20 protein-coding genes are annotated in these 22,340 nt (G+C 42.4%); 9 read left to right on the top strand and 11 right to left on the bottom strand.

Going from position 1 to position 22,340, the window contains the following annotated elements; genetic code table 11:
* On the top strand, nt 1-628 hold a 628-nt coding region (locus ACEYJ7_RS10995; RefSeq protein WP_373779138.1), incomplete at its 5' end, for an alpha-amylase family glycosyl hydrolase.
* An 80-nt stretch (nt 629-708) separates the two neighbouring features.
* Here ACEYJ7_RS10995 and ACEYJ7_RS10990 read toward each other — a convergent pair.
* The 3 genes from ACEYJ7_RS10990 to ACEYJ7_RS10980 are packed head-to-tail and all read right to left on the bottom strand — an operon-like array spanning nt 709 to nt 2,974.
* Nucleotides 709-846, bottom strand: a complete 138-nt coding sequence (locus ACEYJ7_RS10990; RefSeq protein WP_373779137.1) for a FeoB-associated Cys-rich membrane protein — start codon at nt 844-846, stop codon at nt 709-711.
* Nucleotides 843-2,711, bottom strand: coding sequence for a ferrous iron transporter B (locus tag ACEYJ7_RS10985; RefSeq protein ID WP_373779144.1), 1,869 nt, complete (start codon nt 2,709-2,711; stop codon nt 843-845). Before ACEYJ7_RS10985 ends, ACEYJ7_RS10990 begins: the two co-directional genes overlap by 4 nt.
* Nucleotides 2,711-2,974 carry a ferrous iron transport protein A gene (locus ACEYJ7_RS10980; protein ID WP_373779136.1) on the bottom strand — a complete coding sequence of 88 codons (264 nt, stop codon included), beginning with the start codon at nt 2,972-2,974 and terminating at the stop codon, nt 2,711-2,713. The genes ACEYJ7_RS10985 and ACEYJ7_RS10980 overlap by 1 nt, the downstream gene beginning before the upstream one ends.
* A gap of 245 nt (nt 2,975-3,219) precedes the next feature.
* On the opposite strand from ACEYJ7_RS10980, the gene malT reads away from it, so the two are divergent.
* Nucleotides 3,220-5,937, top strand: a complete 2,718-nt coding sequence (malT, locus tag ACEYJ7_RS10975; protein WP_373779135.1) for an HTH-type transcriptional regulator MalT — start codon at nt 3,220-3,222, stop codon at nt 5,935-5,937.
* A gap of 67 nt (nt 5,938-6,004) precedes the next feature.
* Nucleotides 6,005-6,628, top strand: coding sequence for a CoA pyrophosphatase (locus ACEYJ7_RS10970; protein ID WP_373779134.1), 624 nt, complete (start codon nt 6,005-6,007; stop codon nt 6,626-6,628).
* Nucleotides 6,629-6,696: 68 nt separating this feature from the next.
* On the opposite strand, the gene ACEYJ7_RS10965 is transcribed toward ACEYJ7_RS10970, so the two are convergent.
* The 6 genes from ACEYJ7_RS10965 to leuA form a co-directional block, all read right to left on the bottom strand.
* On the bottom strand, nt 6,697-7,209 hold the full coding sequence (locus ACEYJ7_RS10965; RefSeq protein ID WP_373779133.1) for an acyltransferase: 513 nt from the start codon (nt 7,207-7,209) through the stop codon (nt 6,697-6,699).
* A gap of 328 nt (nt 7,210-7,537) precedes the next feature.
* Nucleotides 7,538-9,943 carry a glycogen/starch/alpha-glucan family phosphorylase gene (glgP, locus tag ACEYJ7_RS10960; RefSeq protein WP_373779132.1) on the bottom strand — a complete coding sequence of 802 codons (2,406 nt, stop codon included), beginning with the start codon at nt 9,941-9,943 and terminating at the stop codon, nt 7,538-7,540.
* Between the two features lie 190 nt (nt 9,944-10,133).
* A complete protein-coding gene (locus tag ACEYJ7_RS10955) occupies nt 10,134-11,402 on the bottom strand; it encodes an amidohydrolase (protein WP_373779131.1) in 1,269 nt (422 codons plus the stop codon).
* 65 nt (nt 11,403-11,467) lie between these two features.
* A complete protein-coding gene (gene dcuC / locus ACEYJ7_RS10950; protein ID WP_373779130.1) occupies nt 11,468-12,760 on the bottom strand; it encodes a C4-dicarboxylate transporter DcuC in 1,293 nt (430 codons plus the stop codon).
* A gap of 10 nt (nt 12,761-12,770) precedes the next feature.
* Nucleotides 12,771-13,475 carry a dipeptidase PepE gene (gene pepE / locus ACEYJ7_RS10945; protein WP_373779129.1) on the bottom strand — a complete coding sequence of 235 codons (705 nt, stop codon included), beginning with the start codon at nt 13,473-13,475 and terminating at the stop codon, nt 12,771-12,773.
* Nucleotides 13,476-13,652: 177 nt separating this feature from the next.
* Nucleotides 13,653-15,194 (bottom strand): 2-isopropylmalate synthase, encoded by a 1,542-nt coding sequence (leuA, locus tag ACEYJ7_RS10940; RefSeq protein ID WP_373779128.1) that lies wholly within the window; start codon nt 15,192-15,194, stop codon nt 13,653-13,655.
* 545 nt (nt 15,195-15,739) lie between these two features.
* Here leuA and ACEYJ7_RS10935 point away from each other — a divergent pair.
* The 5 genes from ACEYJ7_RS10935 (at nt 15,740) to ACEYJ7_RS10915 (ending at nt 20,182) form a co-directional block, all read left to right on the top strand.
* Complete coding sequence (locus ACEYJ7_RS10935) at nt 15,740-16,558, top strand: Cof-type HAD-IIB family hydrolase (protein WP_373779127.1); 819 nt, start codon at nt 15,740-15,742, stop codon at nt 16,556-16,558.
* A 184-nt stretch (nt 16,559-16,742) separates the two neighbouring features.
* Entirely contained in the window at nt 16,743-17,912 is a 1,170-nt protein-coding gene (locus tag ACEYJ7_RS10930; RefSeq protein ID WP_373779126.1) for an efflux RND transporter periplasmic adaptor subunit, read from the top strand.
* A 112-nt stretch (nt 17,913-18,024) separates the two neighbouring features.
* The gene (locus tag ACEYJ7_RS10925) at nt 18,025-18,159 is read left to right on the top strand and encodes an entericidin A/B family lipoprotein (protein WP_373779125.1); all 135 of its coding nucleotides are present in this window, start codon (nt 18,025-18,027) and stop codon (nt 18,157-18,159) included.
* A gap of 103 nt (nt 18,160-18,262) precedes the next feature.
* Nucleotides 18,263-19,555 carry an aminopeptidase PepB gene (gene pepB, locus ACEYJ7_RS10920; RefSeq protein ID WP_373779124.1) on the top strand — a complete coding sequence of 431 codons (1,293 nt, stop codon included), beginning with the start codon at nt 18,263-18,265 and terminating at the stop codon, nt 19,553-19,555.
* A gap of 192 nt (nt 19,556-19,747) precedes the next feature.
* The gene (locus tag ACEYJ7_RS10915) at nt 19,748-20,182 is read left to right on the top strand and encodes a LexA family protein (protein ID WP_373779123.1); all 435 of its coding nucleotides are present in this window, start codon (nt 19,748-19,750) and stop codon (nt 20,180-20,182) included.
* A 25-nt stretch (nt 20,183-20,207) separates the two neighbouring features.
* On the opposite strand, the gene ACEYJ7_RS10910 is transcribed toward ACEYJ7_RS10915, so the two are convergent.
* Nucleotides 20,208-20,747 (bottom strand): NlpC/P60 family protein, encoded by a 540-nt coding sequence (locus tag ACEYJ7_RS10910; protein WP_373779143.1) that lies wholly within the window; start codon nt 20,745-20,747, stop codon nt 20,208-20,210.
* A 119-nt stretch (nt 20,748-20,866) separates the two neighbouring features.
* The gene (gene nfo / locus ACEYJ7_RS10905; RefSeq protein WP_373779122.1) at nt 20,867-21,712 is read right to left on the bottom strand and encodes a deoxyribonuclease IV; all 846 of its coding nucleotides are present in this window, start codon (nt 21,710-21,712) and stop codon (nt 20,867-20,869) included.
* 58 nt (nt 21,713-21,770) lie between these two features.
* Between nfo and ACEYJ7_RS10900 the strand changes: the two genes are divergently transcribed.
* Nucleotides 21,771-22,331, top strand: coding sequence for a molecular chaperone (locus ACEYJ7_RS10900; RefSeq protein WP_373779142.1), 561 nt, complete (start codon nt 21,771-21,773; stop codon nt 22,329-22,331).
* Nucleotides 22,332-22,340: the final 9 nt, after the last annotated feature.

The following is a 22,340-nucleotide window of genomic DNA, read 5'->3' as shown; positions in this document are numbered from 1 at the left end:
GGCGGAAAAAGCCTTGGAAAAATGGCAAAAAGCCCATCCGAATCAATCCTTTGGCGATAAATTCTGGATGACGGGTGAAGCGTGGGGACACGGCGTTCATACCAGCGATTATTACAACAACGGCTTTGATGCGATGATCAATTTCAGCTTCCAAGATCAAGCGAAAGAGGCTCTTGGCTGCTTTGCCAAAATCGCCCCGACTTATCAACAAATGAGTGAAAAATTGAAAGATCTCAATGTATTAAGTTATCTTTCCTCGCACGATACCCGACTATTTTTCCACGATGACAGCCAAAATAATCTGGATAAACAGAAAACCGCAGGCAGTTTATTGCTCCTCTCACCGGGCGCGGTACAAATTTATTACGGCGATGAAAGTGGCAGAAAATTCGGTGCGACAGGGTCGGATCCGATTCAAGGCACCAGATCGGATATGAACTGGCAAGAACTCGATAGCAACTCACAAAATAAAGCGTTGCAGCAGCATTGGGCGAAAGTGGCGCTGTTCCGTCAAAATCATGCGGCTATCGGCGATGGCGAACAAAAAGTGTTGGAAACGAAAAAATATTTCGCTTTCAGCCGCCGAAACGCTAACGATAAAGTGATGGTCGTTTGGGCGGGTAAATAGCGGAGAAAACAAGCGGTTGGTTTGGGCGAGAAATTTGCAAAAAATGTGTCCAAACCGACCGCTTGTATTTCGTTTGAAGACTAATGGCAGCCGTTTTTTTTCCCGCCGCAGCGGTCACAGCCGTTACAAACGTTTTGTTTGCGGTTTAACACAAATTTCCATACCACGTAGAGTATACAAACCGCAACGATTACTCCGACAATAATATTTTGAATCATCCTACAACCCTCAAAGTAATATGGTAAACCGCAAAGGCAAAAAGGTATGCCAAGGCGAACAAATACGCGGTAATGAACAGCGTTTGTTGAGTTGATTTGGTCTCACGCTTAATTACGGCTAATGTTGCCATACACATCGGCGCGTAAATATACCAAGCGATAAACGCCAATGCCGTCGGTAAGCCCCAGTTGTTATGTACAATCGGAATCAAGGCGTTAGTGATCTGTTCCTCTGAGCCGCTTACAGCATAAACCGTACCTAATGTCGCAACCACAACTTCCCGAGCTGCAATGCCCGGTATCATTGCAATACACATCTGCCAAGTAAAGCCTAACGGCGCGAAAATCGGCTGAATTAAATGTCCGAGCATGCCGGCAAAACTGTAATCAATAGCAGGTCCTACCGCATTTTCAGGTGCGCTGGGGAAGGTGACTAAGCACCATAAGATAACGTTTAACGCAAAAATGATGGTTCCCGCCCGTTTTAAAAAGGCGCTGACTCTATCCCATAAACTGATACAAATGTGTCTGAAATTCGGCATACGGTAGGTCGGTAATTCCATCAAGAGTGGAAATTGTTGAATTCGACCTTTACGTAATGCAAAACGTTTGGTGATATAAGCTGCTAACCCTGCTGAGATAATTCCGATAACGTATAATGAAAATAGTGTTAATCCTTGCAGATTAAACATACCCCATACGGTTTGTTCCGGAATGACTGCGGCAATAATTAACGTATAAACCGGCAGGCGGGCGGAGCAGGTTAACATCGGTGCGATAGCAATAGTAACCAATCTTTCGCGCGGATCTTGAATGGTTCGGGCGGACATGACCGCCGGAACTGCACAAGCAAAGCTGGACAGCAGCGGAATAAATGCTCTTCCGGATAAACCGCTTTTAGCCAATAGGTTATCTAATAAGAATGCTGCTCGTGGCAGATAGCCCGAATCTTCCAATAGCAAAATAAATGCGAATAAAATAGTTATTTGCGGTAAAAATACCAATACTCCACCAACCCCGGCGATCACTCCGTTAACCAGTAAATCGGACAAAATACCCGGCGGCAGTGTGGTGGTAACCCATTCCCCCAAATTACCGAATGTACTTTCAATAAGATCCATCATCGGCTCAGCCCAAGAATAGACCGCTTGAAATACGAGCAGCAGTATAATCAGTAGCAAAATAATCCCGCCGATTGGGTGCATGACAAAATTATCCAGCTTTTGATGCCATTGCGGTAGTTCTAAATCGTGTTTAACTACTTGTGAAAGAATACTTTCTACTTGTTGATAGAGTTGATTACTGTCGAGCTGCTCTAACATCTGTTCGGCTGTTTTAATCTCGATTGGTGAAGCTTTCTGACATGGGAACGATTTGATGGCTTCGCGTAGCGCACGGATCCCTTCTTTTTTGATAGCCACAGTTTCTAGTACCGGTACGCCGAGCAATTCGCTGAGTTTCTTTACATCAATGCGTAACCCGCGGGTGCGTGCGATATCGCTCAAATTAAGGGAAACTATCATCGGTAGCCCTAATGTTTTGATTTCCAACACCATACGTAGCGTCATACGTAGATTGGTCGCATCGGCAACGGCAATGATGGCATCAGGCTGTTTGCCGATTTTACCGAGTACCATATCGCGAGCGACCGCTTCATCGAGGCTTGTGGTTCGTAGACTATAGGTTCCGGGGAGATCAATGATTCGAATCGACGGGTCATCAATGAAAGCGCCTTCAAGTTTATCGACGGTAACACCCGCGTAGTTTGCTACTTTGGCATTGGCGCCGGTTAACCCGTTGAATAGTACTGTTTTGCCGCAATTAGGTGAACCTAATAGGGCGAAATCACAACGTTTCACCTTTATTACTCCATAATACGACACATAATTTTACTTGCTTCGGGTTCACGTAGTGCGAATTGGGATTTATTGCCGAGTCTGACGGCATAAGGACCTTTACCTAAAGGACCTTTTGCAATCACTGTCAGCGGCATTCCGCTGGAGAAGCCTAAATCAGCTAAACGGCGGCTGACAATAGGATCAATTTCACCAAAAATATCACTGCTAACAATAGCATCAATTTGTGCGGAAATATCTTTTTCTAAAGCAGAAACAGGAATTACTGACATACAACTACCTCTATATAATGTATTTGAAATACGAACAATTATTAATTTGTATAGTATGCAGAATGAGAATAAATCGTAAAAGTGTTAATGTGACAAAGCTTGATGGATCTCAAAATCAGGTGAAATAATTTTGACTCATAGAATCGCGTATCGTTTTGTCGGCTCTTGCTTTTTGTTTACACTTCATTTCTCCCCTTTTCACTCCAAAATTTGCTAAAATCACAGACTTACTGTAGGGAGGCAAAATGCAGGTCGTAACAAAACTGATTCCGACAAAACTGATTTCAAGCAAGTCGAATCAAGCCTATAAAGAACATAACAACGGTGTTGAACGTAGCGAATTATTAAAACGTTTGGCACTGGCGAAATCCTATCCGCTCACCTTGATTACCGCACCGGCAGGTTATGGAAAAACCACTTTGGTATCTCAGTGGAAAGAGCGCTTATTAGCAAAAAATGAGAATGTAGCATGGTTTGCATTAGATGAAAGTGATAATAACGTCGAACAGTTTGCCCGCTATTTTTCTTCCGCTTTGGCAAAAGCAACCGGTATTTCTCTGAAAGAGGTCAACTATAAAAACAATTTAATTGACTATTTTGGGCAGTTATTGGTGTTGTTAGATGATGTTTCCCGTCATTTCTACCTGATTATTGATGACTATCACTTAATTGAAAATAGAGAAATTCATGATGCACTTCGTTTCTGGCTGAAGCATCAACCAAACAGTATGAGTTTGGTGCTGCTTTCACGTCTCTCGCCGCCGTTAAGTATTACCAATTTACGTATCCACGATAGATTGTTGGAAATTGACGTTCACCAACTGGCTTTTACTCCCAATGAAACTCGCCGTTTCTTTGAACAAAAACTGAATGAAACTTTAAGTGATGATGTTATTTTTGCCCTTTGTGATCGGGTTGAAGGTTGGGCGACTGCATTGCAATTGATGATTTTTGCGATTAAACAGAATGCTGAATTACTCCACTTTCCTGAAAAATTATTGGCAAAGCTTAATCAACAACATATTGCGGACTATTTGAATGAAGAAGTTTTTCATTATGTTGATCCTGAAGTCAAACTGTTTATGCAGCGATGTGCGATTTTACGTTCGATGAACGAAAAACTGGTGGTAGCGATTAGCCGAGATGAAAACGGTGTTAAAAAACTGGATGAATTGGAAAAAATGGGGTTGTTTGTCACTCGATTAGCGCAGGATGACGGTGAGGTTTGGTGGAAATTTCACCCGATTTTGGCTTCGTATTTATCCCAAAGCTGCCGCTTGGAATTGCCGAATGAATGGCAACAATTGCACCAAGCGGCGTCAATGATGTGGCTGAAATTGGGCTATGGTTCCGAGGCGTTATATCATGCACAGATGTTGTCGGATCCGCAAACGCTCTATTCAATTTTGAAGGAACACGGTTGGGCGTTATTTCACCAAGGGCAGTTAAAATTGTTGGAAGACAGCCTTAACAGCTTGCCGTCCGAACAGATTTGGCAGGATGAAAACTTGGTTTTATTAAAAGCGTGGTTGGCTCAAAGCCAGCATCGTCATCAGGATGTGAGCGGCATTTTGCAAAAATTTCAGCCAAAAGGACCGCTTACCGACAGCCTACAAGGACGTTTTGATGCATTGCGGGCTCAAGTGGCGATTAATGCCGGTGATGAAGAACAAGCCTATTTGTTAGCAAACCAAGCATTGAGCAATTTATCTTCCGAATTTGATTATGCACAGATTGTCGCAACCTCGGTAATCGGTGAGGCGCAACATTGCCGCGGTTATTTAAAAGAGGGATTGTCGTTGATGCAGCAAGTAGAGAAAATGGCAACCACACAACGCGCTTATCATCAATGGCTTTGGTCTAAATTACAGCAGTCGGAGATTCTCTCCGCCCAAGGTTTTCTACAATCCGCTTATGATTTATTGAAAGAAACCACTCAACAGAGCAAGGCGTTTAACCAAATTCCAATGAATGAGTTTTTGTTGAGATTAAAAGGGCAGATTTTATGGGAATGGCACCATTTAGACCAAGCGGAAGCGATGGCTCATGCCGGCATCGAAGTGTTGGAAAAAGAAGAGGAACAAATTCAATGTGTAGCGTTACTGGCTAAAATTTCGTTGACTAAAGGAGATTTAACCAATGGTACACGCTTGATTGAGCAATGTCGCGAGCTGCTTTCCCGCAGTTCGCCCCATAAAGATTGGATTACCGCACTGGATGAAGTGTTGTTGATCTATTGGCAAATGAGTAATGACAACAGCCATTTGGAAAGCTGGTTGGCTCAAGCACATTTTCCGGCACAAGAGTATAATCATTTTACCCAACGACAATGGCGTAATATTGCGCGCTGTTATTTACTACAGGAAGATTATGACCAAGCGCTGCGTATTTTAAACAGTTTGCTCAAAACGGCAGCCACTTTTAATCTGGTTAGCGATAGTCAACGTGCCTTGATTTTACGTAATCGTGTTTATTATCTACAAGGAAAAAAAGATCTTGCTCAAAAAGATTTAATCCATGCCTTGAATTTGAGCCAGCAGACCAATTTTATCAGTGCCTTTGTGATTGAAGGTGATCTCATGGCTCAGCAAATCCGCCAGTTATTGCAACTGAATGTACTGGAAGACCTTTCCACCCATAAGGCGCAGTTTATTCTACGCAGTATCAACCAACATAATCGCCATAAAACTGCGCATTTTGATGAACAGTTTGTCAAAAGCTTGTTGGAAAACCCGCACGTGCCGGAACTATTAAAAATCAGTCCGTTGACTCAACGTGAATGGCAAGTGTTGGGATTAATTTATTCGGGTTACAGCAATGAGCAGATCTCGCAAGAATTGGTGGTGGCGATAACGACGATTAAAACGCATATCCGCAATCTTTACCAAAAAATCGGTGTGGCAAATCGTAGTGAAGCGATTGAGTACACGCGCGGTTTGCTCCGAATGATGGGGTATAACTGATGAACATGATTGCATGGCATTCTTTTCATGAACGTTGAACCGCCGTGGAGGTAATTCGTAGTACTTTATGAAACTTTTACCCGATGAACTCACGGCATTTTTACAATTTTGCCAAAATCCACCAATAACGACTTCGTTGATGTCCCGTAGCGAGCTGTTTGAGTCATTTCAACTATCGTGGCGTGATGCTGCGGTATTGGTCGCTTTTATTCCGCATTCGTTACATCATTGGCAGCTGTTACTTACTCGACGCCAGCCTTATCTTTCTGCTCATGCCGGGGAAATCGCTTTTGCCGGCGGTAAAGTGGATAAAGGTGATGAAAATATGGCCGCTGCTGCGTTACGTGAAACTTGGGAAGAAGTCGGGATTGCACCGAATGTGTGGCAAATTATCGGTAGTTTACCGCTGGCGCGCGTGCCATCGGGTTTTTCGATCACGCCGGTATTGGCAATCGCTGAAAATCTACCGCCTATACAGCCGAACCAAGCGGAGGTTGCTGACGTATTCTGTGTGCCGTTGGAATTCATTTTGACGGAATCTAACTTCGGCGTGCGTTATTTTACTTACCGTGAACGGCAGATGACTTCACCGACGCTGTGTTATTCCGGCTATGAAATTTGGGGAATTACCGCATTAATGTTGAAGCACCTGCAAGAATGTTGGCAAATTTGGAAACAACAAGCAGTCTGATTCGGGCAAAAATAGGTAAATTTAAACCTGAATCAGACCGCTTGTTATAGGGAAAATGCGGCAACTCATTAATCCAACATGCTCTTTTTGACGACTGCAGGATTACCTGCGGCTAAACTGTAAGGCGGGATACTTTTCGTTACTACAGCTCCGGCACCGATAGTTGAACCTTTGCCGATAGTCACCCCTCCCATAATAATGACACGGCGACCAATCCACACATCATCTTCAATGACAATCGGATTCACCGGCGTATAGCCTTCAAAGCGGCGGCTTTCTTTGTTGAAATAATGGCTGGTTGAATAAAACAGACATTCCGGCCCCATCATGACATTTTTACCGATACTCAATCCTTTACAGATTTCGCTTCTGACACCGATACTGGAATTATCACCGACAACCGTATCTTCCAACACGTACGCGCCTTTTTCAATATTCACGTTTTGTCCTAATTGATTGGATATTTGCCTACCTAAAGCCAAACGTATTTTTTTAGCGATACCGCCAAAAGGTTTCATATAAGAAGCCGGCAAACAACCACCAACTACCATTAATAGCCGCAAAAAAATTTTTTTCTTCATGATTCAATGCCTTATGTGGAGGAATTTGGCGAATAATACGACAGCTGAATGCAACGATCAATTGCTTTCTAATTTATTTTTACTTTATTATTTTCAACAATTTACTCGACTGAATATAGAATGATTTTATGCTATTTGAATGTGATTTCACATTAATTTTTTGGCGACATAAGAATATGGAATTGAGTGAAGTTTTGCGTTTTACGGAGGCGAATATCTGTTCAATAACAAGTTTAATCATACCTCAACGTAATTGATAAGGAGTAGGGCATCATCTGCACCTCATTTAGGTACAGATGATGTTAATTCACAACTTATTTTTTAAAGTCTAGTAGCGATTTTTCCAAATACGGGTTTGGTAATCGCGGATTGAACGGTCTGAACTAAATATGCCTAAACGGGCTGTGTTCAAAATGGTTGATTCAATCCATGCTTCTCTGTTTTGATAACGTTTTGCCACTTCGCGTTGCGCTTCGCGGTAGCTGGCAAAGTCTGCCAAAACGCAGAAATAGTCGTGATTGAGCATATCGTAAACCAAGGGTTCAAAGCGATCTTTATCACCGTTTGAAAAGCTGCCGTCAGCCAGTGCGTCGATCGCCTTTTTCAGTATCGGATCTTGCTCGTAATACTGTTTTGAAACATAGCCGTTTGTGCGTAATGTTCTGACAGAATCCACGGTATGCCCGAAAATAACGACGTTTTCTTCACCGGCATATTCGGCAATTTCTACATTCGCTCCGTCTAGGGTGCCGAGGGTAATTGCGCCGTTTAATGCCAATTTCATGTTGCCGGTACCGGAGGCTTCTTTGCCGGCTAAAGAAATTTGCTCCGAAACATCGGCTGCCGGGATAATTTTTTCGGCAAGGCTGACACGATAATCAGGCAGAAATACGACTTGTAATTTTCCTTGGACTTCAGGGTCATGGTTGATCACCTCGGCGACATTGTTAATCGCTTGGATAATCTGTTTCGCCATGAAGTAACCCGGTGCCGCTTTGCCGGCGAATATAAAGACGCGCGGCACGAAATCTTGGTTCGGATTCGCTTTTAATTCTTGGTAGGTTGCAATAATGTTGAGCAAGTTGAGATGTTGGCGTTTATATTCGTGAAAACGTTTAATCTGAACATCAAAAATGGCATCGCAATTTACTTTTAATCCCAAACTTTGCTCGATTTCCACCGCTAATAGCTGTTTATTATGCTGTTTAACGGCGTTGTAAGCGGTCTGAAACTCAGGATTTTTTGCAAATTTTTCAAGCTGACGGAGCAGGTCTAAATTCTGCGTCCAGTCACCTTCGATAGATTTATCCAATAATGCACTGAGTTGCGGGTTTGCTTGACGAATCCAGCGGCGCGGCGTAATACCGTTGGTGACGTTGTGGAAACGGTCTTTAAAGAGTCTTGCATAAGCAGGGAAGAGATCGCTGACCACTAAATCCGAATGGATTTGCGCTACGCCGTTTACTGCAAATGAACCGACAACACATAAATTTGCCATTCGCACACGATGATTCATCAGTACGGCTGTTTGGTCCCACGCGTCGGCAAATTCATGTTCGTTAAATTCCGCTTGCACTTGCTGATAAAGCTCATTATTGATGCGCTCGATAATCATCAAATGGCGCGGTAAGAGTTCCGCAAGTAGGTGTTGATCCCACTGTTCCAATGCTTCCGGTAATAAAGTATGGTTCGTGTAGGCGAATGTTTTGGCACAAATTGCCCATGCGTTTTCCCAAGATAAATCGTGGCGGTCAATAAGCAAACGCATTAATTCCGGAATGGCAATTGCTGGGTGAGTATCGTTTAATTGAATTACTTCGTATTCCGGTAATTGTTCGAGGCCGCGACCTTGCGCTAAGTGGTTGCGTAAAATATCGGCGACCGAACACGCACAATGGAAATATTGTTGCATTAGACGTAATGCTTTACCGTTTTGGTGATTGTCGTTCGGGTAGAGTACTTTGGTCAGTTTTGAGGCATCGATAACGTTCGATTCGGATGCTAAATAATCGCCGTCGTTAAATTTAGCAAGATTGAATGTCGCTTCGCTATAACCTTGCCACAAACGTAACGGCTGTTGTACGCCTTTGTAGCCGACTACCGGTAAATCAAAGGCTTCACCTGACACTTGCCATGCCGGTTGCCATTCGTATTTATCGCCATGTTTATGCCACACTTCACCGCCAAAACCGACTTGCTGACGGAAATCGGCTCGGTGGTATTGCTGTAGATAGAAATCACGGTTCCAAGCGTCACCGGCTTCAAGTTGCTCGCCTTTTGTACCGAAGCGCTGTTTAAATAAACCGTATTGATAATGTAATCCGTAACCGATCGCCGGTTGGGAAAGGCTTGCCATCGAATCCAAATAACAAGCCGCTAAGCGTCCTAAACCGCCATTTCCTAAAGACGGATCGCGTTCTTGTTCCAAAATGTCGACTAAATTCTGCCCATATTGCGCCAATGCGTTATCAACATATTGATAAACGCCTAAGCTCATTAAATTGTTACCGAGCAAGCGTCCGATTAAAAATTCCATGGAGAGGTAATTTACCTTGCGGCTGTTTGCAAGCGGTGGGTTTTTCGGAAAATTTTGCAAAATCGCTTGTTGGCTGATTTGTGCGATAAATTGATACCATTGCTCTGCAGATAAATCGGCAGGTGTGAGGAAACGTGCTTCGCAGTAACTGTTCAATGATTGTTCGAATAACGTTTGGAACGGTTGAGTGTTAGACATAGGGTTCTCCGTTTAAAATAATAAATGTCGGCTTATTATGGCGAAAACCCAACACAGGAAATCATCCCTGTTTATAACAATTCGGTATGAAAGCGAAGTAGGACCGGGGGAGGAGGAGAACAAGCGGTCGGTTTTAGTCAAAAAAATGCAAAATTCAGGCGAAAACGGACCGCTTGTAACGGCAAACGGATTAACCGAGCAATGCTTTAATCAAGTCGGTATAGATATGCACGCCGGTGAGCAATTGTGTTTCATCGAAATCAAATTCGGCTTCGTGATGACCAGCGGTGCGATCAGCTCCGAGGATAAAATAAAGTGCTTTGCCGCCGAATTCTTGTACTTTTCTACCGAGAATCGTCGCATCTTCACTGGCATTAAAGGCGTAATCGGGGCTGACGGATTGGATTTGTTTTTGTTGAACGGCAACTTTCTCAAGTAATTCAACTAATGGTGGATCGTTGACCATATCGACCGCTTCCCCCATGATTTCCGTTTCGTATTCCACATCAAAACCGATGGCAATGCCTTTGGCGATTTGCATGACTTGGTCGACCATATATTGATTAATCATTTGATTTTCACCGCGGACTTCTAATTGAATCAACGCATTCACCGGTATCACATTGCGCCCTTCGCCAGCGTTCAGCACTCCGACATTAATACGACTCATGCCGTCACCGTGGCGGCTGATTGCGTGAAATTGGCTCACTGCATTGGCGGCGGCAAGCAGAGCATTGCGTCCTAAATGCGGAGCCGCACCGGCGTGTGCTGGTTTTCCGCGATATCGAATATCGATTTTGGTCGTGGACAAAAAGTTTTTAGGATTGGAAATAATGGTGCCGCTGTCCGCACAAAAGCTGATGTGTGAACTGATAAAGTAATCGGCATGGTCTATCACTCCGCTTGCTGCAATCGCAGCCGCGCCCCTGACACCTTCTTCGGCAGGTTGAAATACCAATTTGATTTTTCCGTGCAATTCTGTTTTGTGGTTGGCAATCCAATCGGCAATACCTAAGCCAATGGCGATATGCCCGTCGTGTCCGCAGGCGTGCATAAATCCGTCGTTGAGAGAACGAAACCCCAGTTTGTTCGGCAGATGGTTGGTTGAGGTAGTTTCTGCGACATTTACACAGTCGATATCAAAACGTAATACTAAGGTTTTGCCCGGTTTGCCCGAATTAAAAACGGCGACACAGCCGGTATAACCGTTCATTCGAGCTAACCATTTCGGATTGGCGCCATAAGCAATTGCATTTTGGATGCCGTTATCAACCACGGATTGTTGCCGTCCGTGTACAAAATCCGGATGAATAATTTGTTGACCGAACAGTAGTTCAAAACCTCTTTCTTCAAGGTAATCGGCGATGCGGCTGGTTGTCCAAAATTCCGACCAACCGGTTTCGGGGAAACGGTGGAATTCTCTACGCCATTCAATGAGTTTTGCTAAATCAATGCTCATGGTTAACTCCTCTGTTTAACAACAAGGGATAGGCAATTCCGCCTATCCCAAGCGAGTGCGTGAAATCACAACATAAATAACGCTAAGAATAAGGTGGCAAGTACCATGCCTGGTGCAGTACGTTTAACCATTTCAATAGGGTTAACCATTGCTAAACCCGCACAGACGATAGTCACACCGGCAATTGGTGATGCGGTACGACCGATTGCGCCGGCGATTGCGGCAGCCATTCCTAAATTGACATGATCATAACCAAGTTCAACGGCATGTGGGGTGACAGCTGTATTAAAGGCAATGGCTGCAGCATCGCCGGAACCTGTAATGACACCCATAAGGAATGGACCGATAGTTGCACCCCAACGGACAAATTCATTGGAATGTTTGAGAAATTCGATAGCGGAATCGATCGCCCCGGTCGCTTTCAAACCGGCAACGAAAACACCGGCAGAAATGATGATCCCTAAGACGTTTGCATAGGCGTGTCCCATACCGTTAAAGAATTCTTCGGTAATCTTCGTTGGTGAAATACGAGTAACTAAAATACCGTAGATTGCTCCGATTAACATCGCTTGAGGTACGCCCATTTTGGTCCAGCCAAGTCCCTGTACTTGTTGTAACGACGTGCCGCCGATAACTAAAATAATTAACGGTACAAGCGGTGCGATAGCGTACAAAATATTGACCTCAGTGAAATGTTGTTCCGCGTTTTTATTTTCACTTAGATAGGCTTGTCGGTGTTGTTCGCCGTAATCTTTAAAGGCAATCGCCAAAATGGTGAGCGTTACGATACCGATTGCACCGGCAATCATGGTATAAGGCGCATGACTAAGGTTAACTTGCGTGACAGTTAAACCGGACATTTCGCTGATCATTGCCGAATGAGAAGAACCCGGACTCATCATGGAGCCGAACGTCCCTGCTAAAATGGCTGCCCCTGCAGTTGCCGGGCGTACACCGGAACTTTTCAACACGGGAATTAATGTTGCTCCGACTGCGGCGGCACAACCTGCGGCAGAAGGAATCGCAATGTTAATGAAAAAGGTGATCGTTGCTGCAATCGGGATTAAAAAGAATTTTAAACCGCCTAAAGGTTTGGTCAATAAATGCACCAAATGCGTATCACATTGGGTATATTTCATCACATAGGCAAAACCCATGCTGGAACAAATCGCCATAATTAGGCCGCCCGAGGTCATACTTTTAGCAAAAGCATCGAGGGCACTCATGGGTTCTAGTGTAGCAATCGCCATGAATAAACCGATACTGATTAATACGGTTCGGGTTTCGTATTTTTTTATCAACAAATAAATAGTCGCAATAATGCCAATTATGGCGACAAGGGATTTTAGTTCTGCCATAGCAAGCTCCTTAGTAAGTAAAACTCGAATTAACAGGGTATTGTTGTACTTCCGTATCTTTATTAAAACGTAATATTGGGTGGTGACCTATGGTGAATGCCTGTTCTCCGACAATATGGAGCGCAGTACCTTCCGGTAGCGCATATACACAAGCGGTCGGATTAACGATCAAAAATTCAGTTAATCGCTCTTCGCAACTCTCGCCGTTATGACCTTGCATTTTCCCTGAAATAAAGTGAGGATTAATCTGATGAGGGAAGAGATTCAACGCCGTAAAAGACGGCGGATAAATAATCGGCATATCATTGGTTGTCATGATTGATGCGCCAGCGACATTTGCACCGGCACTCCAACCGCAATAAGGCGTACCGTTTTCAACTTTTTGGCGAATGACGTCAAGTAGATTATGTTGATAAAGTCCGTGTAACAGGCAGAAAGTATTTCCTCCGCCGATAATGATGATATCTGCTGATTCGATAATATCTCGATGTTGCTGTGCTCGATGGACGGAAATAATATCGAGCTTCAGCTCTGCTAAAGCTTTTTGTACTTTCTCCTCATATTGATCGTAAGATTGGCGTACACCGGCGTAAGGTATAAATGCCGCTTTTTTACCTTTATAATCTTGTAAAAACGTGTTTAACCAAGGAATCGTATGTTCCAAATAATCCGATTCTCTATATTTTGAACCACTCATTAGTAGCATCTGTTTCATTGGGATTATCTCCTGTTTGACATAGTGAACGGTGACACTATTATGTCTGAAAACGATGAGTGATTTGAGCAACTTGACCGATTAAAATCAGTTCTGTTTGATTTGTGTCAAAGTGAATAAATCGGAAAAATAAAACCCGACAAGAATGTCGGGTTTTTAGTGTCGTTTTAGTAAGGATTACTTTTTCGCTTTTAAATCAGCTACTTTTTGTGAACGGTAGATAGCGTTGATAGCATGGACTAATGCGCGAGCCGAGGACTCAACGATATCTGTCGCTAAGCCGACGCCGTGGAACTTACGACCTTCAAAATCAACGACGATATCCACTTGCCCTAATGCTTCCGCTCCTTCACCTTTTGCGGTTAAATTATAGTGCGACATTTTTAAATCCATACCGACAATCTGCATAATACCGTTATATACCGCATCAACCGGACCATTGCCACCTTGGGAAGTCTGGCTTAAACGTACTCCGTCCAATTCAACTTGTACGAATGCCGAAGCCGGTAAACCGCTGATCAGTTGTGATGTGATCACATCCAATTTCAAACGATCTTCATCGCCTTGTTGCATATCGATGAATGCAAGCGCTTCCAAATCATAATCAAATACCTGACCTTTCTTATCGGCAAGTTTTAAGAAGGCTTCATAAAGTTTGTCTAAATCGTAATCGCTATCTTGGTAACCCATATCCAACATATGACCACGTACTGCGGCACGTCCGGAACGTGCGGTTAAATTTAATTTCTCTTTCTTCAAGCCAATGGTTTCAGGGGACATAATTTCGTAGGTATTTTTGTTTTTCAACATTCCGTCTTGGTGAATACCGGAAGAGTGAGCGAAAGCGTTGGAACCGACAATCGCTTTATTCGGTTGAATCGGCATATTACAAAGTTGACTAACCATTTGGCTGGTACGGTGGATTTCTTGAGTATTGATACGGGTATCAATGCCAAATAATTCTTGACGGGTTTTAATTGCCATCACCACTTCTTCCAAAGCGGTATTGCCCGCACGTTCACCGATACCGTTAATCGTACATTCGATTTGACGGGCACCGTTTTGAACGGCAGTCAAAGAGTTAGCGGTTGCCATGCCTAAATCGTTATGGCAGTGAACTGAAACCACCGCTTTATCAATATTCGGTACGCGGTTCATTACTTGATGAATAATATTACCGTATTCGGAGGGTAAACAGTAGCCGACAGTATCCGGAATATTCACGGTGGTAGCTCCCGCAGTGATAGCCGCTTCAACGATACGGCAGATATTGTCGATACCGGTTCGACCTGCATCTTCACAGGAAAATTCTACATCGTCCGTATAATTTCTGGCTCGTTTTACGGCAGCGACAGCCATCCCAACGACATCGTCAAAAGACCGTTTTAATTTAGCTTCAACATGCAATGCGGAACTGGCGATAAAGGTATGAATACGGTATGTCTCTGCTACGCGAAGCGCCTCGTAGGCGGCATCGATATCTTTATCAACTGCACGGGAAAGTGCGCAAACACGACTGTTTTTAATATGGCGGGCAATAGTTTGCACGGATTCAAAATCACCTGAGGAAGAAACAGGAAAGCCAACTTCCATTATATCTACACCCAAACGTTCCAGTGCCAATGCGATTTGTAACTTCTCTTTTACGGTTAAACTTGCTTTTAAGGCTTGCTCGCCGTCACGTAATGTTGTATCAAAAATAATGATGTTGTTACTCATAAAAATCTCCTCATAGAATGTAAGTGTGTATTATCCGGTTTTTGCAACGATAAAAAAAAGCCCGCATTTTGACGTGCGGGCTAAGTGTGGATAGTGAACATTTTCTCTAACCGAGTCTTATCCTCGCACCGAATGCGTAAGGAGTAGAAGCAGGTTAAGAGAAACGTGTTTTACCATTGTTGTGTGTGTTTTATGTTTGCATTGTTATTCGGAAATGGTCGCTATATTAACTTTAAAAGAAGTGATGTCAATAGCATATTATGCTTTGCGCAAACGATTACCAGTAATTTTGTGATGTGCGATTTGGTTTTTTATGCTAAAAAATCTATTTTTATAGATTTTTATATATTTGATGATATATTTTTCCGTATAAAAATAATGTAATTCAGAGGAAAGTAACCTTTCATTCGGTTGAATCATTTTGTTATTTTTTAATCAACTTTGAGCCGGGATAAGAGAAATGATGATTTTCTTTGAAGTTCATAAGCAAATTTGTTAGCCTGCTTTCCTCTTTACTATTTCATTCAATCCACTAAGGAATTCTCATGCCTCAACCATTTCGTGCCATTATTTCGGATTTAGACGGCACATTGCTGAACACTCATCACCGTATCGGTTATTTCACTATTGAAACCCTAAGAAAGCTGGCTCAAAAAGGCGTAGATATTTTTTTTGCAACGGGCAGAAATTTGCCCGATGTGAAGCATATTATCAGCAAAGTCAATGTTAAAGAGGCAATGCTTGTGACTTCAAACGGAGCCAGAGGTAATAATTTGGCGGGTGATTTATTATCGAGTGACTATATTCCGGCTGAAATTGCATTAAATTTAATGAACGATATTCCTTTTGATCCGAAACGGGTCTGTTTAAATACTTATCAAGGTGATGAATGGTTTATCAATGTCGATATCGAACATCTTAGAAAATACCACCAAGATTCGGGCTTTATGTATCAAGTGGTCGACTTCAGTAAACATCACGGTAAGCAGACTGAAAAAGTATTTTTTATCGGTAAAACCGCGGAAGATTTGGCGCCGATTGAGCAGAATATAAAGGAAAAATTCGGTGGGGAATTACAGTTAACCTATTCGACACCATATTGTTTAGAAATGATGAATAAAGGTGTGTGTAAGGCGAATACGCTTGAAAAATTGGTACAATTACGCGGTTATGACTTGAGTGATTGTATTGCCTTCGGGGACGGAATGAATGATATTGAAATGCTCTCTCAGGTTGGCAAAGGATGTGTAATGGGTAATGCGGATCCGCGTTTAAAACAGGCACTACCGCAGCTTGAAATCATCGGTAGTCATAAGGATGAAGCGGTTGCAAGTTATATCCGTGCGGTATTTGGTATTGTTTGAGAGGTCTTTAATAAAGCGTGTTTTTGTCAAGAAATTTGCAAATTTGAGGGTATTTCCGACCGCTTGTATCTACGATTGATTTACAAATTATGGCAAAAATTTTGCGGATAAAAGCGTGAATTTTATATAATGCGATGTTGTCCAATCGCTTAATTAACAACTCTCATTTGATCTATTACTTAAAATGAAAATACTGAAACCCATTCTATTTTTAGCCTTGCTTGCTTTAGCCGCTTTCTTCGCTTATCCGTATATTATGGGTAGTAGCGATAGTCAACAGATTCACTATATCACCGAGCCGGTAAAAGTCGGCGATCTGAATAAGAGCGTGTTGGCAACCGGCTCTGTGAGAGCGTATCAGCGCACAGAAGTGGGCGCTCAGGTGTCGGGTAAAATCTTGAAACTGTATGTTGAATTAGGGCAGTCGGTAAAAGCCGGTGATATGATTGCCGATATCGATTCCGAAACCCAACAAAATGATCTTGATACGGCACAAGCGGAATTCGTAGCGTATAAAGCGCAGCTCAACGCAAAACAAGTGGCGTTGAACGTGGCGGAGTCTAATTATCAACGTATCAGCAAGCTATATAATCAAAAAAGTGCTTCTTTGGATGATTTGGAAACATCAAAAAATGAATTGGCGACGGCAAAAGCGAATTTAGATGATGTAAAAGCACAAATTAAAGTGGCTGAAATTTCAGTTCGTACTGCGGAAACCAACTTGGGTTATACCAAAATTGTTTCTCCGATTGACGGTATTATTGTTTCCGTGCCGGTATCGGAAGGACAGACGGTTAACTCCAACCAAACTTCCCCGACTATTGTTCAAGTCGCGGATCTTTCTAAAGCACTGATTAAGTTGGAAGTGGCAGAGGGCGATATTGCCGAAGTGAAACCGCAACAGGATGTGAGTTTTACAACCCTTGCAGAGCCGAACCGAACGTATAGAAGTCAGGTGAAGTCCATTGACCCGGCATTAACCACGCTCACCGACAATAGTTATACCGAAGAGTCCGGTAACAGCGAAGCGGTTTATTACTACGCCAATGTGGTTGTAGATAATGTCGACCACAGTTTACGTATCGGAATGACGACCCAAGGTCGTATTGCGATTGCCGAGAAAACGCAAGTGTTATTGGTGCCGACCACGGCATTGAAAAAACGCGGTCAAGAAACTTTCGTGCAAGTATTGGAAAATGATAAAGCTGTTGATAAGCAAGTGGAAACAGGGCTTGCCGACAGTTTATATACTGAAATTATTTCGGGTCTGAAAGAGGGCGATAAAGTGATTACGGCACAACGCGCTTCGGATGAAAAAGTCGGTAATACGAATATGAGAATGCCGCGATTCTAACCTTATTCGCAAAATCGCGAGCTTAGAACTTACGTTAGTAGAAATTGTCTTTTATTGTGGCATTCCTGAAATGGCGTGTCGTAAAGATCACTTTTGCTTAAGGAGCTTAATAATGAAAAAACTTGTTTTAATCGTATTAACGAGCTTAACCATGCTCACAGCGTGCAATACGGTATCCGGTTTTGGCAAAGATGTTGAAAAAGCTGGCGGTAAACTGCAAGAATCTGCAGAAAAATATTCAAATTGATTTCATATCTTCCGCTCGAACCCTGCTTTGATGCAGGGTATTTTTTTGCAAATTTCTGTTAAAATCATACCGCTTGTAATCGCTTCAATAATAAGGAAACACTATGACTACAATGAATATTATGCTGTCAAATCAGCCTGCGGCAGAAGTCTGGGGAAAAAATGCGATCATCTCGGTAAATGATGCAGGAATTCGCGTACATGTAAACGATAATCCGCTTATTACTATCCAAAAAGCAGCGCGTAAAATTAAAAATCAGGGTATTTTGAATGTTAGCTTATATGGAGAAGGTTGGGGATTGGAAGAATGTTGGGCATTTCATCAGGGATTTACTAGTGTCAGAAATGCCGGCAAGGTTTTCTTTCCTCATCTTGCCGTAGAACAGGCAGAGTTGGACGCGCGCCTAGCTTGTTCAACCTTTACCCGTGATTTAATTAATGCACCATCGGATCAACTGACACCGGAAGTACTTGCCCATAAAGCGGCTGAGTTTATTTTGCATCAGGCAGATAAATATGTCGGTAAAGGCAAAGTTTCCTTTGAAATCATTGCACGCGAAGCATTGGACGAACGCGGTTATCATGGTATTTGGACGGTAGGCAAAGGTTCTGCACACTTGCCGGCAATGTTACAATTAGACTATAACCCAACGGGAAATCCGGATGCTCCGGTACTTGCCTGCTTAGTTGGCAAAGGCATTACTTTTGACACCGGCGGTTATAGCTTAAAACCGAGTGAATCAATGAGTACCATGCGTACTGATATGGGCGGCGCAGGTTTAGTGACCGGGGCTTTAGGTTTGGCGATTGCTCGCGGTTTAAATAAAAGGGTAAAACTCTATTTATGCTGTGCAGAAAATATGGTGAGCAGCCGGGCTTTTAAATTGGGCGATATTATTACTTACCGTAACTGCGTGACCGCAGAAGTGAATAATACCGATGCAGAAGGCCGCTTAGTATTGGCGGACGGTCTTATTGAAGCCGATAAACAGAGTGCACAGTTGATTATTGATTGCGCTACCTTAACCGGTGCGGCAAAAGTGGCGGTAGGCAATGACTATCATTCGATCCTGTCAATGGATGATGAATTAGTTTCGGATCTGTTAAACGCTGCCAAAAAAGAAAGTGAGCCGTTTTGGCGTTTACCTTTTGAAGAGTTTCACCGTTCGCAAATCTCATCTGCTTTCGCTGATATTAGTAATACAGGCTCTGTACCGGTCGGTGCAGGAGCAAGTACCGCGACCGCATTTTTATCCTATTTTGTGAAAAATTATCAAAAAAATTGGTTACACATCGATTGTTCGGCAACATTCCGTAAAACTGCAAGCGATTTATGGGCTGTGGGTGCAACGGGAATAGGGATTAAAACCTTAGCCAATTTGTTGCTTTCCAAATAAAATTGTTAGTGTCATACTTCTTTAAGGCACACATTATAAATGTGTGCCTTTTCTTTTCAGGAGCTCAATATGATCTTGGGTATGAAATACTGTAAATAATTACACGAAAATCGATCTTTATTATTGACACTGTCTATTTAGACAGTAAAATGTACCTGTATAAACACACAGTTTAATCAATTGGAGGCTATTATGGCACATTTAAGAAGCTTAACCCATGAACTTTCCTATCAACCGATGCCGCTTTATCGTGACTTTAATAGTGATCGTTCGATCAAACTAGATCTAAATTCTCTTTGTATCAGAAGACCAACGGAAACGTTCTTTATTCATGTTAAAAACCCGAATTTAATTGCTTGGGGAATTGAATTAAATGATGTATTGATTGTAGAAAACAGTGAATTGCCACTTGTAAACGATTTGTTTGTCATTGAAAAAGCCGGGGAATACAAATTTTATCAATTTTTCAGCGAAATAGACGGTGAAAAAATTTTGTTTTCACTGGATGTCAGTGAACCGAATTTACGTATCAAACGATGGAGTGATATACAAATCGCTGGGGTAATTACTAATGTCGTACATCAAATGAGAAGCCGCACATCTCACCAAGTAAAATATGCGGCGTAATTCGGATATTCATCAGTAGTACTGATTAAAGTACGCGACGCGATTGGGTGTAGTTTCTTGCCCAATAGTTTTCCGATAACGAACTGGTCGTAACTCCGCGGCTTGAACTGGCATGAATGAATTTACCTCCACCGATATAAACCCCAACGTGACGGTTTTTACGGAAAAAGACTAAATCTCCCGGGCGTAAATCAGATTTAGAAATGGATTTGCCCGCGTGTTTTTGTTCAGCAGTAGAGCGGGGAAGATGAATATTAAATGCACTGTTCATCGTGGCTTTAACAAATGCCGAGCAATCGATTCCTGCTTTAGTCGTACCGCCTAAGCGATAACGGGTTCCTGCCCAGTTACGGTAAGCCGCTAATACTTTTTGGCTTGCATTGGCTTGGCTGTGTTTTGTAAGCGACTTTTCTGTCGATTTTTTTACTTTATTGATAATTTGGCTTGGAGTCGCAGGCTTAGTACTTAAACTTGCGAAAGTGCTGGAAGAATAGCCACTGAAAATAATAATTAGTGCAGATAAAAAAAGCGGTTTTGCTAAAGATAAAAAGGATTTTTGCATAATATAAACCGGTCTCGCCAGAACAAAAAAAGCGAAGTGCTCCTAGTAGGTAATACCTTAAAATGGTGAAAAAAGAAAAGGCTCTGTATCGCACAGAGCCTCAGAACTGAGACTAGTATACTTTAATTTTGTTCCAATGCACGTAAAAATTTTATTTCATCTGCCCAAATTTCAGGCTGAATCGTCTCTAAAATGAGCGGAATATCGTCAAACTGCTTGTTTTTCATAATAAATTTGAATATTTCAGTACCCATTGTGCCTTCTCTTAAACTGTGATGTCTGTCAACTCGGCTAGCCAATGGTGTTTTAGAACCGTTTAAATGCATTCCGCGCAGATATTCAAAACCAATGATTTTGCAAAATTCTTCAAAAACCAGACCGCTTGATTCATAGGAGCTGATGTCATAACCGGCAGAAAATAAGTGACAGGTATCTAAACATACGCCAATACGGCTTTTGTCTTCCACGTGTTCAATAATTTCAGCAAGATGTTCAAAACGCCAGCCAAGGTTAGAACCTTGTCCTGCCGTATTTTCGATTACAGCAACCACATTGGGTATTGTTTGAATCGCAATATTGATTGATTCGGCAATACGCGCTAAACAATCGCGTTCCGATATTTTATTGAGATGAGCGCCGGGATGGAAATTCAGTAATTTTAAACCAAGTTGATTGCAACGTTGCATTTCATCAATAAAGGCTTCACGGGATTTAATTAAGTTTTCTTTTTCCGGATTGCCGAGGTTAATTAAATAGCTGTCATGAGGCAGAATATGATCCGCGGAAAAGTGGTGAACTTTACAAAAACGTTTAAATTTTTCAATGGTTTCTTCTTTAAGTGCAGGAGCTTTCCACTGACGCTGATTTTTAGTAAAGAGCGCAAATGCATTCGCTCCGATTTCTACTGAATGTAACACGGCATTTTCAACGCCGCCGGATGTACTTACGTGCGCACCGATATATTTCATCTTATTTTCCTTCTGCGATTGGTGTAACATACGCTTTTCTTTTTATACGAGCTAAATGATGAGTAATACAACCATTAATGATTTTTCACTACTTTGCCGTTTATTTGGTAATTTATTTTATCGTCACCCGACCGATCCGATTTTGAGCGGCACTTTTGCTTGGTTGAAGCAAGGTAATCTTCGTCAAAACTGGGCATTATCAACAGATGCACAGAGTGAACACGCACTGAATATTGTTGAAAAACTTGCCAACCCTACGGAACTTGAAGCAAGTTATCAAGCACTTTTTGCTGTAAACGGAGATATTGCTACAACAATTTCTGCCTATGGATTATCGGTCGAAGAATTTCTCCTTTTCCGTCAACAACGTGGAATGCCGGTATTGGATCAAGCTGATCATGTAGCACTATTATTGCTGACTGCGTCATGGATTGAAGATCATTTAGATTCCACCACCGCACAAAAGGCTTTGTTTGAATTTTTCCTATTACCTTGTTTAAGTCAATTTTTAGGTAAGGTTGAAGCTTTTGATAACGGTTTCTATAAAGCATTGGCGCAGCTCACCCGTGATGCATTAAGCGCTATGGCGGATGAGCTGGATGAACATGAGGCAGAGTGAAGGGCAATA

This window comes from Glaesserella sp., from assembly GCF_041814905.1.
Classification (GTDB): domain Bacteria; phylum Pseudomonadota; class Gammaproteobacteria; order Enterobacterales; family Pasteurellaceae; genus Glaesserella.
This window is presented reverse-complemented; position numbering and strand designations above follow the sequence as displayed.